Origin of the sequence: Fictibacillus sp. 23RED33, from assembly GCF_015903925.1 — a bacterium.
GTDB lineage: Bacteria > Bacillota > Bacilli > Bacillales > Fictibacillaceae > Fictibacillus > Fictibacillus phosphorivorans.
Genome location: NZ_JACZDX010000003.1, coordinates 60588 through 72778 on the forward strand (window position 1 = coordinate 60588; position 12191 = coordinate 72778).

16 protein-coding genes are annotated in these 12191 nt (G+C 36.1%); 1 reads left to right on the forward strand and 15 read right to left on the reverse strand.

Annotation, left to right across the window (positions count from 1 at the left end; all coding sequences use genetic code 11):
- Positions 1 to 38: 38 nt before the first annotated feature.
- Entirely contained in the window at positions 39 to 476 is a 438-nt protein-coding gene (locus tag IHV09_RS12040; RefSeq protein WP_197264604.1) for a VOC family protein, read from the reverse strand.
- Between the two features lie 292 nt (positions 477 to 768).
- Here IHV09_RS12040 and IHV09_RS12045 point away from each other — a divergent pair, with 292 nt between their 5' ends.
- The gene (locus tag IHV09_RS12045; protein WP_197264605.1) at positions 769 to 1422 is read left to right on the forward strand and encodes a M23 family metallopeptidase; all 654 of its coding nucleotides are present in this window, start codon (positions 769 to 771) and stop codon (positions 1420 to 1422) included.
- Between the two features lie 54 nt (positions 1423 to 1476).
- Here IHV09_RS12045 and IHV09_RS12050 read toward each other — a convergent pair whose 3' ends face one another.
- The 14 genes from IHV09_RS12050 to IHV09_RS12115 all read right to left on the reverse strand — a co-directional run bounded on the left by IHV09_RS12050 (position 1477) and on the right by IHV09_RS12115 (position 12041).
- On the reverse strand, positions 1477 to 2226 hold the full coding sequence (locus IHV09_RS12050; RefSeq protein ID WP_197264606.1) for an ABC transporter permease: 750 nt from the start codon (positions 2224 to 2226) through the stop codon (positions 1477 to 1479).
- Entirely contained in the window at positions 2227 to 2988 is a 762-nt protein-coding gene (locus tag IHV09_RS12055; protein WP_197264607.1) for an ABC transporter ATP-binding protein, read from the reverse strand.
- Positions 2989 to 3107: 119 nt separating this feature from the next.
- Positions 3108 to 3449, reverse strand: coding sequence for a DUF1048 domain-containing protein (locus IHV09_RS12060; RefSeq protein WP_197264608.1), 342 nt, complete (start codon positions 3447 to 3449; stop codon positions 3108 to 3110).
- 58 nt (positions 3450 to 3507) lie between these two features.
- Positions 3508 to 3828, reverse strand: coding sequence for a PadR family transcriptional regulator (locus tag IHV09_RS12065; protein ID WP_197264799.1), 321 nt, complete (start codon positions 3826 to 3828; stop codon positions 3508 to 3510).
- Positions 3829 to 4094: 266 nt separating this feature from the next.
- Complete coding sequence (locus IHV09_RS12070) at positions 4095 to 6278, reverse strand: type IA DNA topoisomerase (RefSeq protein WP_197264609.1); 2184 nt, start codon at positions 6276 to 6278, stop codon at positions 4095 to 4097.
- A 68-nt stretch (positions 6279 to 6346) separates the two neighbouring features.
- On the reverse strand, positions 6347 to 6991 hold the full coding sequence (locus tag IHV09_RS12075; protein WP_197264610.1) for a nucleotidyltransferase domain-containing protein: 645 nt from the start codon (positions 6989 to 6991) through the stop codon (positions 6347 to 6349).
- Between the two features lie 16 nt (positions 6992 to 7007).
- Positions 7008 to 7241: a hypothetical protein gene (locus tag IHV09_RS12080; protein ID WP_197264611.1), complete on the reverse strand. Its 234-nt coding sequence runs from the start codon at positions 7239 to 7241 to the stop codon at positions 7008 to 7010.
- Positions 7242 to 7539: 298 nt separating this feature from the next.
- The gene (locus IHV09_RS12085; protein ID WP_197191605.1) at positions 7540 to 7830 is read right to left on the reverse strand and encodes a hypothetical protein; all 291 of its coding nucleotides are present in this window, start codon (positions 7828 to 7830) and stop codon (positions 7540 to 7542) included.
- A 124-nt stretch (positions 7831 to 7954) separates the two neighbouring features.
- Positions 7955 to 8419: a GNAT family N-acetyltransferase gene (locus tag IHV09_RS12090; RefSeq protein ID WP_370568979.1), complete on the reverse strand. Its 465-nt coding sequence runs from the start codon at positions 8417 to 8419 to the stop codon at positions 7955 to 7957.
- Between the two features lie 119 nt (positions 8420 to 8538).
- On the reverse strand, positions 8539 to 9066 hold the full coding sequence (locus tag IHV09_RS12095) for an AAA family ATPase (protein ID WP_197191603.1): 528 nt from the start codon (positions 9064 to 9066) through the stop codon (positions 8539 to 8541).
- A gap of 525 nt (positions 9067 to 9591) precedes the next feature.
- The gene (locus IHV09_RS12100) at positions 9592 to 9975 is read right to left on the reverse strand and encodes a hypothetical protein (protein ID WP_197264613.1); all 384 of its coding nucleotides are present in this window, start codon (positions 9973 to 9975) and stop codon (positions 9592 to 9594) included.
- 235 nt (positions 9976 to 10210) lie between these two features.
- A complete protein-coding gene (locus tag IHV09_RS12105; RefSeq protein ID WP_197191601.1) occupies positions 10211 to 10636 on the reverse strand; it encodes a hypothetical protein in 426 nt (141 codons plus the stop codon).
- Positions 10637 to 10675: 39 nt separating this feature from the next.
- Complete coding sequence (locus IHV09_RS12110) at positions 10676 to 11308, reverse strand: hydrolase (RefSeq protein WP_197191600.1); 633 nt, start codon at positions 11306 to 11308, stop codon at positions 10676 to 10678.
- A gap of 16 nt (positions 11309 to 11324) precedes the next feature.
- Positions 11325 to 12041, reverse strand: coding sequence for an HAD family hydrolase (locus IHV09_RS12115; RefSeq protein WP_197264614.1), 717 nt, complete (start codon positions 12039 to 12041; stop codon positions 11325 to 11327).
- Between the last annotated feature and the right edge of the window lie 150 nt (positions 12042 to 12191).

Below are 12191 nucleotides of genomic sequence, written 5' to 3' on the forward strand. Positions count from 1 at the left end.
CAACTCCAATAGACCAGATTATAGTCTGGTCTTTTTCATTAGCCGATTTTCTCCGCTAACTCTAAAATAATTCCCTCGGGACCACGAACGTAGCATAGTTTATAACTGTCTTCATATTGCTCGATCTCACTAAAGGTCTCCATGCCCTTCTTCTTCAAGATAGCAATGATGGCCTCAAGATCCTCAACAGCAAAGCAGATATGTCGAATGCCTAGTGTATTTGGAGAGGGTTGTTGCGTATCTGAATCATCTGACGGCGTATAAAATTTGACGAGTTCTATCCAGGTCTGACCATCAGGCATTCCTAAAGCTACACAGCTCGTTCTAACATTTTTTAGTCCAACAATCCTGTCCAACTGATCTCCTTGCATTTCCCATTCCGCTTTCACTTCAAGCCCTATATCTTGGAAAAATGCTTTTGCTTTTGAAAGATTGTTTACGTTTATACTCACATGATCCATTCTATTAACCTTCATAATCAATTCCTCCGATGTTCATTATGGCTCATAAGATATATTCGATTGCACTACTCTTAAACCTTTTTGGAAGTGAGAGTTCCCTTTTTGAAGTTTACTACACTCAAAGTTTCCATCCTATTCTAAAATACTTATCTAGTTAAATAGATACGCACAAAAACTACTAGAAATAGGTCATGTAAATAGACTTCTGTAGTAAGACCTTATCATCTTTTCTCGATGTTCCCGAAACTCGTATACATATTTCCTTTTCTGCATTATATTGGAACACATTAAGAGGAGGAGAGTTATTATGAAAAAGTTTATCAGTCTATTTACTGTGGTTGTTTTTTCACTCGTGCTCGTTGTTCCATCATTTGCGTCGGCAGCCCAAAAGTTGATTCAACCGATCAACAACGCTTATATCACGGCCGGGTACTTGAATGCTAACTATCAGAAGAAGTTTGGTTTCAAACATTATGGATGGGACTTAACATCCTCTAACAGCAGCAGAGCGGTTTGGGCGAGTGGAACGGGTAAAGTCTTAGCAACAGGCTACGATAACGTTTTAGGAAACACCGTCATTGTGAAATATCCTGCATCTTACATCCATTCAACGAAAGCAACGAAAGATCTTGTGTTCCGTTATAATCACTTAGCTTCAATTGCTGTATCTAAAGGGCAGAGTGTTACAAAAGATACACGATTAGGGAACTATGGTAATACAGGATTGTATTCAACTGGGCCACACCTTCACTTTGAAATTGATACTGATACGACTTATTATCAATATTCTCCAACGTTAGGATCAAGTTCTAATATTATAAAAGCAGGTACAGCTAGCACTGTGTTATCTCCTAGAAATGTTCTATATACGAAAGTTTCTAGTCCAGATAACCAAAGCATTTACATCATTGGAGATGGCTATCAATCTTCCTCTGAAGATGACCTTCCTTTTAAAAACTAATAGCAAAAGAGACAAAGCAACTATCGCTTTGTCTCTTTTTATTGTTCACTTCATTTATCCCAACTGTCGTTTGAACTTTTTACTAGCAAAGAAGTAAGCAACCACCATAATTCCGATACACCAAGTAAGCGCAATCCAGATATCATTTCCCACTGGTCCCTCATATAATAGAGCACGAATCGCGTTCACAATAGATGTTACGGGTTGGTTTTCAGCAAAGATTCGCACGACCTTAGGCATCGTTTCTGTTGGTACGAATGCTGAACTGATAAAGGGTAAGAAAACAAGCGGGTACGAATAAGCTGTTGCTCCTTCCATTGAGCTTGCTGTTAAACCCGGAATAACGGTGAGCCATGTTAGCGATAGCGTAAATAGTCCAAGTATTCCGGCTACAGAAAGCCAATCTAAAAGTCCTGCGTTAGAACGAAAACCCATCAGCAAGGCGACTAGGATTACAATCAAAATCGTAAGGGCATTAGAAACCAGTGATGTTAAAACATGTGCCCACAATACGGACGATCTTTTGATTGGCATGGTAATGAAACGTGCCATTAACCCGCTCTTCACATCTGTAAACAGCCGAACAGAGGTATAAGCCACACCTGATGCGATCGCCATCAGCAAAATGCCTGGTAATAAGTAATTCACATAGTTGTCTGTCCCTGCCTCAATCGCTCCACCAAATACATAAACAAACAATAGCATCATCATAATCGGGGTAATAGCTACCGTGATAATCGTATCCGGACTTCGCATGATATTACGCATTAATCGACCTAATAAAGTTCCTGTTATACTATTCATTTACACACTCTCCTTTTTACCGATCATGTTGAGGAAAATATCCTCTAGTGATGGCTGCTTCTCAACGTACTCCACTTTCGCTTTCGGGAACATCTCTTTCAGTTCTTGTAGCGTACCAGTCTTGATGATTTTCCCACCATGTAATATCGCGATACGATCTGCGAGCTGCTCGGCTTCTTCCAAGTATTGTGTGGTCAGTAAAATTGTCGTACCACCATTGGCAAGTTCCTTAACTGTATTCCAAACCTCAATGCGTGCTTCAGGATCAAGTCCTGTTGTTGGTTCGTCTAGAAAAATAACGTCCGGTGTTCCAATCAGACTCATGGCAATATCCAGCCTTCGTTTCATACCCCCAGAATATTGGTCACTGCGTTTGTTCGCAGCTTCTGTTAAGCTGAATCTTGCAAGTAAATGATCTGCGACTTCACCTGGATTGTTAACACCTCTTAATTTAGCAATCATCATAAGGTTTTCACGCCCAGTAAGCATTCCGTCTAAGGCTGCAAACTGTCCTGTTAAACTAATGCTCTGACGAACTCCATCGGTTTGACAATCGACATCATATCCACAGATTATCGCTTCCCCTTCATCCGCTTTCATCAATGTGGAAAGAATGTTGACGATCGTCGTCTTCCCCGCTCCGTTTGATCCTAACAAAGCGAAGATTTCTCCCCTATTCACCTCTAAATTTACTCCTTTTAAAACTTCCTTATCTTTGAAAGACTTTTTTAAGCTTTTTATAGAAATCGCTGTTACATTCATGTTTTTCCTCCTAATAAATTATGATTTCACTATTCAGTATCACTGATAATAAGTGTTACTTAGTACCAAATAAAAAAATAACTGAATAGTTCACAGTACATTCTATTCAGCCATAAATGTTACTCTTTTCCTAATTCCTTCTGAATACTTTGGTTCAGATCTTCACGATATTTAGCAAAATAAGTTTTTGCGTTTGCTACGAGTTCATCTGCGAACGATGCTACGTCTTCCCCTGTAATGTCTAGCACTGGTCTCCCTTGTGCTGCTCCTGCTTCAAACAGATCAATCAACTCATACTGGATGTGTAGCATATCCATTCCGTTTCCAGATGAAAAGTTCCACATATACGTTTGAATCTTTTTAAATACAAACTGATAATCCTCCGGAAGAGCTTCAACACGCGCCATCATCATTTTGTATTCTTTCTTTTCACCGATCATCTTTTTAATCCATTCCAACATATTTCTTTCCTCCTTTTTATCCCTTTCATTCATCCTGCTACCGAAACACTTTATGAGCTTATTGTGATTTCAATACATTAATCTTTGAAGATACGAAATCCCATTTTCGCCAAAAGGATTCAAGTTCTTGTCTGCCAGCTTCATTTAGCGTGTAAAACTTTCGAGGCGGACCCATATCTGACGGCTTCTTGACGATGTCTACTAATTTCTTCTTTTCCAATCGGACGAGGATCGTGTATACCGTACCCTCCACCACTTCTGTAAATCCTAGATCGTTTAAGCGGCGTGTAATTTCATAGCCATAGGTTTCATGACGGCTGATAATTTCCAATACGCAACCTTCAAGTGAACCTTTTAGCATTTCTGTTAAATGTTCGATGTCAAAAGCCTCCTTTATTTCATCTGACCTATAATAAGTATGACTTAGTACCGTTGTAAAAAAAATTAAAAATACCGATCACTATTTAGTATTACTTATTACCTCTACATTGTATGACTGAGTACCGAAAATGTCAACTGTTTTCCAAAATTATTTCTTACTTGCTATAAAAGACTCGTCTCAGACGAGTCTTCGAATAATGATGAACACAAGAGAAAGCGAAAGCAGCAATATTCTTTCTATCTATCCCTAACCAAAATCGACCTTTACTTCTTCACAAAAGTTTGATTAGCAAACTCAAATCCAATCGTTAAATCTTCCTTTAACACGAGCATCGCACTGAACTTTTTCTTTTCTTTTGCTTTTGGCTTAAAGCCCTTTATAAGACTTGTTTTCCCTTTTATGCACAGATCCTTCACCTGTTTTTCTGTAATCGTTTTACCAAGTAATTTCCCTGGAAAAGTTTGTTTGCAACCATTAGCATGTTCCGAGCATTTATAATAAGAACGACTTACGCTGATCTTTCCTTTTTTACATCTAGGACAAGTAGCAATCGGTTTCTGACTTACATTCTTCACTCCATCAATACTCTGCTGAATAGGTGCAGCATTCAATTGACCAGGTACTTCTTCGATCAATTTATTGAGAAACTTTGCGATACTACCTAAAAAAGCTTGAGGTGTCCCATTTCCGTTTCCGATTTTCTTTAAATAGGTTTCCCATTTAGCGGTCATGGATGGGCTGGAAAGCAGATTGCCTTCTATAGACTGACATAGAATTTTTCCTTTCTCAGTGATATGGACAATGTTCTTTTTCACTTCAATGTATTGGTGTTTTTTAATGGTTTCAATGATTCCGCTTCGTGTTGCTTCTGTACCTAAGCCTTCTACTTCTTTCAATATTTCCATTTCTTCTTCATTCTCGACCGACTTACCACACGTTTTCATCATCGAGATGAGTTGACCTTCTGTATAAGGTTTCGGAGGGGTAGTCATCCCTTCCTTCATTTTGACAATACTTTTCACTTCCTCCCCTTTTTCAAGTATAGGAAGAGCTTGTGGTGCGTTTTCATCTTTCTTAGCATTTGTATTTTCTTTGTCTTTTGCTCCATAGTTAAAAAGTTCTTTCCACCCTTTGCTGATCTCCGTTTTCCCAACAGATTCAAAGTCTAAACCGTTCACGCTCGTTGTAACTTTTGTCTCTTCGTATACATAGTCATGATGAAACATGGCAAGTGTCGTGTTTAACACTTCAAAGTAAATGTTCTTTTCTTCTATTGATAATCCTTGAATCTTTGCAGAAGTTGGAATATGTTTAGTTGGGATAATGGCATAGTGTTCTTGAACCTTTGATCCGTCTACATATCTTTTACTTGGTCGTTTAGAAGCGGCTGCAAAACGGTTCTCTATAAGGTTCTGATAAGACTCAAGGTTTGCCGATAGATACGCAAACTCATTTTCGGTAATGTATTGAGTGTCTGTCCTTGGATACGATAAGATTTTCTTATCGTACAATTTTTGAACCGTATCCAATACCTTCTTTGGACTGTATTTCCATCTTCTGTTCGCTGTTGCCTGTAACGTCGAGAGCGAGTGCAACTTAGGTGATTTGATTCTCATTTCCTTTTTCGAAACGGCTTTAATGATACCCGTATCTTTTCCTGTAATGTTGTGCTTATCTAGCAGCCTTTGAACTTCTTCTTGTTTCTCACTTTTAATTTTGGCTTTGCCCCGATACTTTCCGTTTGCGGCCGTAAAGTTCCCTTCAATCTCATAAAAAGGTTTAGCCACGAAATTCTCAATCTCAAGGTGCCTTTGGTAGATCAAGTACGTTGTTGGCGACTGCACCCGACCAATGCTCAAGCTATCCGTAAGTCCCTTTTGCTGCAACAGTAACGTATAAAGGCGACTTCCGTTCATGCCAACGAGCCAATCAGAGATCTGACGTGTTTTGGCTTCAGCATAAAGCAATAGATCTTTCTCGTTATCATGAAGATTCGAAAATCCTTTACGAACCTCATCGACTTCTAGAGAATTAATCCATAGGCGTTTAATCGTTTTGCCTCTCACACCTGTCATATGGTAGATGGAATAAAAGATATTCGAACCTTCACGATCCACATCACATCCGTTAATGATGATGTCCGCTTCTTTAAATAACCGTTTTACCGCGTTAAACTGTTCATACTTTCCCGTTGCTACCTTGAATTCATAGCGTTCAGGCAAGATGGGTAGAGAAGACAAACGCCATGTTCCCCATTCAGACTTATATTCTTTAGGTTGCTTCAGTTCAACCAAATGACCAATTCCCCATGTAATTGTCGCGCCACTTGGAAAGATGCTGCATGGATTTAATTCAATAAACGTTTTATCTTTTTTCTTTACCGTAAAGGCGTCTGCATAGGCCTTCGCTTGTGATGGTTTTTCTGCTAAAATAACGATTTTACTCATAGAACTTCACCTTTTTACTGAAATTTTTACTTGCAGAAAAAGAAAATAAGGGAAGCGATACACCACCCTTACTCTCGTTTCATATTTTGCGAGCTTTCTATGTACACATTTATTCGTTCAATCCATGGATGACCGTTCGGATACTGAATAGTCAAGGAATCTCTTAGCCATTCTCTACTTACATCATCCAACGTTGCCAAGACATTCTCTAAATCTAGTTGATCTTTTTCCCTAATCAACGAACTTCCACCCTTATATAGAAGCTGAATTTCTGGTTTTAAATAAGGAACTTCAGCAGAAGTTGTCAAACCAATATCAGATCGTTTCCTTCTTATTGTACCATTTCGTTTGTAAATCCAATAATCATCCTCACAATCTATGATCATCACTTGAAAAGCCCATGTGGATTCTTCCTTTTTCTTAAACCATAAATTATCAAATTGGTTATCTAGCTTTTCGTTCATGTTCCATGGTATTAACTTTCCTTTAAATGCTTTGTATCCTTCCCAGTCAGCGGACAGATACTTCTGTAGAAGTAGGTGTTCGGATCTCAGAATTAGGACATCAATATCATCATGTTCTCGTGTAATTCTATTCAGATGCAAATCCAACGCCCATCCACCAGCAATCCACCAATGTAGTGACATCTGATCAAAAATATATTGTATCTCTTTCACAGAAAGTGGTTCCCAGATTTCTTTGATCTCGCTCATTTTCACCTCAAGATTTTTAAGGATTTTTATAAACCGATTTAATTCTAGTATATAACCATAGTAACAAAACTGTAATTAGCGCACTTTCGCAAGCTTTTACGATTAATACAAAAATGATGCGACCAAGGTCTTCAAGTTCATCAAAGCCAAAGTATTGGAGTTCGAATCCAAAAATAACTTCATTTAATATCATTAAAATCATCACAATTGGAAAAAAACGTCCAAAATTTCCTTTAACATACTTTGACATTCTTAACTCTATGATATTTCCCTCCATTCTGTATACCAATGGAACTTCTTATTATTAGAAGATATATGGCATCCCAAAATAAACCAACGTAATACAAATTGAAAAAAGTAATGAAAAAATGAAACTATTTTTTAACGAGTTCTTAGTAAAAAAACTAAGAAAAACACTTATTACTAGAGACACTATAAAAAAGAAAAGGAAATACATTAATGGTATGCCCCACATAGAATTATCATCCTTATTTTCTAAATAATCTGCAACATTCAAGTTATTTGTTTATACGTGCTATTGGGGACCCCTACACTTTCTCAACAGAACTACTTGTGTCAAAGATTCCGGCTAGCAATGTAATTAAACCGATGATAAAAAATGCTGGTAATAACAACATCATCATACCTACGGCAGCAAACCCGTCTCCCACCGCTAAACCAACTGGGATAGAAATAAGGAATGTTAAAAACGGATTAAACCCTACCATAATAAATATCCCCCACACTATGCATTTCCTTTTTGTTGTTTTTCCTTTTGTGAGCTTGATCGCCAAGAATGCTAATAGCAACAATGCACCTATAGCTATAACAAATGCCATTGTCATTACCCCACTTTTTATTTATGGTCAAAATGAATTTACTCTTACTATATGCTCGCATGTAACTCTGTTGCTTATGTTAAATTCTTTACTCTCTTAAAGGATGTAGACAATATAAAATGTTTTAAATAAACAAAGCCACCATAATCAAATCTTGATATCGACCTTCCATTTTAACAGCTTTCGCTTTTCTACCTTCTTCTACAAAGTTCAAAGATTTATATAATTGTATTGCTCCATGGTTGTCTTCCATGACTACCAGACAAATCTTTTCGACCGTTTCGTTGTTCCTAGCCCAGGTGATCAGTGATTCTACCAGTGCTCTTCCAACGCCATGATTTCGATATTGAGGTAAGACGGTCATTGCAAAAGAACCTTGATGCGCTATTTTTTCCTTGTTTCCATTTCTAAAATCAATGGCACCCACAAGCTCGTTTTCATATTCAGCCACTAGTTTTATACAATTCTGGTTTGTGGAGTAATGTTCTAGTTCCCTTTGCATATCTTCAAGACTTAACTTCTTGAGATCTTCAGCAGTACTTAACATGTAAGGAGCATCGACCAATGCTTTTGATGCAGCCATTAACATCACTTCCGCATCGTGTACATTAGCCTCCCTTACTGTTACGTTTTTTCCACTTTTGGTTTTATAAACGTTACCATGAGTTGATAACATACGAACGCTCCCTTTCAAATGCAATGTTTGATTTAATTTACGACTACAATTTCCCCTTCATCACTAGGGACTTCAAAACCATTAACGTAAGAGTTCAAAAGCTCATCTGAAATCGGGAAAGAATTCGCATCAAAGCGCTGGTTACGTAATTTTAACCGCTTCCGTAACTCATCCGGATGAACTTTTAAATAAACAAGCTTCCATTTACCGCCAGACTCCTTAATAAGCTTCTTATATTCGTTCCTTCTTAATCGATCCCAGAAACTGAAGTCAATAACTACTTGTTGTTTATCGTGAATTAACTGAATTAATCGTTTGCGTAATTTACTTTCTGCGTCTTTTCTGTATTCCTCGAACTTGTCCATTGGGAAGTCAATTCCCCATCGACCATTGGTAGACCAAATTTCCTCGTCAATCGAAAGACGTACAAATCCTTTTTTCTCTAACCGTTGTGAGAAGGTAGTTTTTCCTGATCCAGCCACACCACACATCATCACCACTAAAGGAGTTTCAGTACTTTGTTCATGATAGATTAGATCAAAGTTAAATTCATTAAACATCTGCTAAGCCCCCATTCCACATAATATAGCTGATGTTTCATGCTAGATATACAAGAGTTAGTCTTTAACGATTGCGGCATTTAGTTAATATTGCTATAATTTTTTCTTATATTTATATATCTAATTAACTCATCCGTTAAAAAGAATAAAACTGAAATTGTTAAAGAAAAAAAGGTAAAAAACCACAACATTAAGAAAGGCAATAGACCAAAAAAAATGTGTAAAGATAAAGCAAAAAAGACCCTCGCATCTTTAAAGTTCTTTGTAATAATATCTATAAGTAAAGATATTGGCATCCCATATATTAGAACACCAGCTAGAACATAAGTACTTATTATTAGAATGTCTGCGAAAGTAGTATTCGGATGATCACTACCTAGCGATAAGAACGTATTAAGCGGAAAAAATGTATATATTAATATTATTGATATTAAGGATGTTATAACTGCCGCGATGAATTTTCTTTTTACCCAAGTATTCTTTAAAATGTCCCTTCCCCCTCCTAAACCTTAAAAGTAAGCGCGTTCAATTTGGACGATTAGCTAGAGTTAATTGATTTATCTTTACGTTGAAAAGAGTAGATACTAATGCAGTGAAAAAGCCAATGAACCTTATAAAATCAAGCATTTGCTCCCGTTCATATTTTAATGAATCTACTAAACAAACAATCCAAAACACAGTAAATAAAAAAGAGTAAAAACCAATAAAATTCATTGTTTTAGTTTTACCAAAAAATCTCGTTGCTAGAGATAAGAAAACCATTAATATAGATAGCCCTAAAAACACATAAACTTCATTAGTTGTTGGGGTTTCCTCTCCGAATAAAATTTGCAAAAAGAAAGCGATAGGACACAACAAAATAATCACTAGCGTTACAAATGAATTTAAAAGGTTTTTAAATAGTTGCACCATAACCCTCCATCTTTTCTGAAGTGTCGCACATTAGAATGAGAACTTCTCTTCTCTTTGTTGAAGAAAGGTAGCCGATTGTAAGGATCCCTTCTCTTTTTTTGTGATACTTTTTCTCTTATAATTTCCATTCACAATGTTTAATTTCCTCTTAATCTATAAGTTAGATAATAAGTGCATTCCCCCCTAATTGAAGAAATGCACCCCCATGTGGAATATCGTTTCCAAGTTAATATTAGCTTTGTTCAGTTAGAATATTATATAACATTTTTGATTCTTGTTCCCTTAACTCAACGTATTTCCCACTGTCTGTAACTATCTCGATTCTCTTTCCATTAGAATTTACCCAAAGTGAATATGAAGCTATTTTTTCTTCACTACCTCTACTATCTTTAAAAGGAAACTGAAACATATAATCTGGGGAACGAGACATCTTTACTTTAACATTCGCCCAGTTTGCATTTTTCACTATTTTAATTGCCTTTTGAACCTGGCTATCATTAGTGATTTCGTTAAAGTCATCATAATTTTCACTATTACCGATTTGCTTTTGAACAGTTATCTTTTGGTCTGTTGATTTAATCAAGTTATTAAAATTACTATTGGAGCAGCTTATCATTAATAAACAGAAACATACTAATATCATTTTATTTACATTCAATGTATCTCCCCTTTTTTATTGAGGCGTAACATGGAGTTCCTATTCTTCTTTAATCATTGGGAGAACTTCCTTTAAATTCAATAACGCCTTATCAACTGATGTTTCTATATAACCAACGATCTGATCAAACGTAAACACATTAAGGTTTTCATTTATAACTTCATTATCGTACTCCATATCGCTTATTACATAAGGAATAAATTCTTCAACATTATGGGATTTAACTTCTTGCAGATCAATGATCTCTGGAATATTACTAAGTGCCCTTCTTAATTCATCTGTAAAACCATAGTGTTCTAATAACTTCCCATTTAGTAATCGGAAGTCATTATGATATAGCTTATATAGTCCTTCATCAGCATCCATTCTGTTCTTTAACCAAGATAGATAAAAACCTTTCAACCAGATATCATCAGCGATTAAATGTGAAAAATATCCCCGTATATAATGACTTTCTACAACCGAACTATATTTTCTCAAAAACCCTTTATAATCAATGCTTCTTGAATAATCTTGTACATTACCTACAAAGAAATGTGATAAGTTTTTATCTTCATGTGAAAAAACAACATCTGGAGCAATGCTTCCAAGCAAAAATGATGTTTTATCTTCTATTGATATAGCGTCTGCAATTTTAAAACCAATAATCGAGTGCATAATTCTTGATCCCATATTCCCCTCACCCCGGCTATATTTTTTTACTTAGTAGAACCTCTCTTATCTCTGAGATATCTGAGACAACTGCGAATGGCTTATGTAAAGTTGGCGGTAATACATTGTTTAAATTTACCCATATGGCTTCCATACCGATTTCCAACGGAGCAATTACGTCATGTGTCCAAGAATCACCTATAAATAACGTCTCACTAGTTTTTTTATCAAAGTGATCTAGCGCTTTGTAATAGATTCTAGGATCAGGCTTTCTATAACCTAGTTGTTCTGCATGAAAAACTTTTTCTTTACTAAATATTTCTCCTAATCCCATGTTGATTAATTTTTGTTGTGGATCGTAAAGCCCATTTGTAACAATTCCAAGTTCAAAATGTTCACCAAGATCTTTTACTAAACTTTTTATTTGCTCATTAACTGTTATGCATTTCATACTTGTTTTGTAAAAAAGATTGTCCAACTCATCTAATCTTTCTATATCAATTAATAAGTCAAACTTTCTCAGTGCAAATTCCCATCTTGCTCTCTTAAATTCTGATGCACTGTATTCACCTGATATTAATTTTTCAATCAAGTATCTTGGTGGTTGTTTTAATATGTCTAAAAACTTAGCAGCATTCAACTTATTTGTAAGTGGATGTACCGCTAAGCAACGTGTTAATCCATCAAGAAACCACGAAGAGTTTTTTAACAAAGTATCATCTAAATCAAATAACAACAAATTGAATTTTTTCATCTCTTTTACCTCCTTTTCAATGCAATTACTAAGAAACAATTGTGAGAGCTCTCCTAGTATTAAAAACAGCTTATTAAACTGAACATATATGGTTTTAGTTGTAGCTAAGAACACAAATAATAAATGTTGCTACAATCAATTTTTTTAACT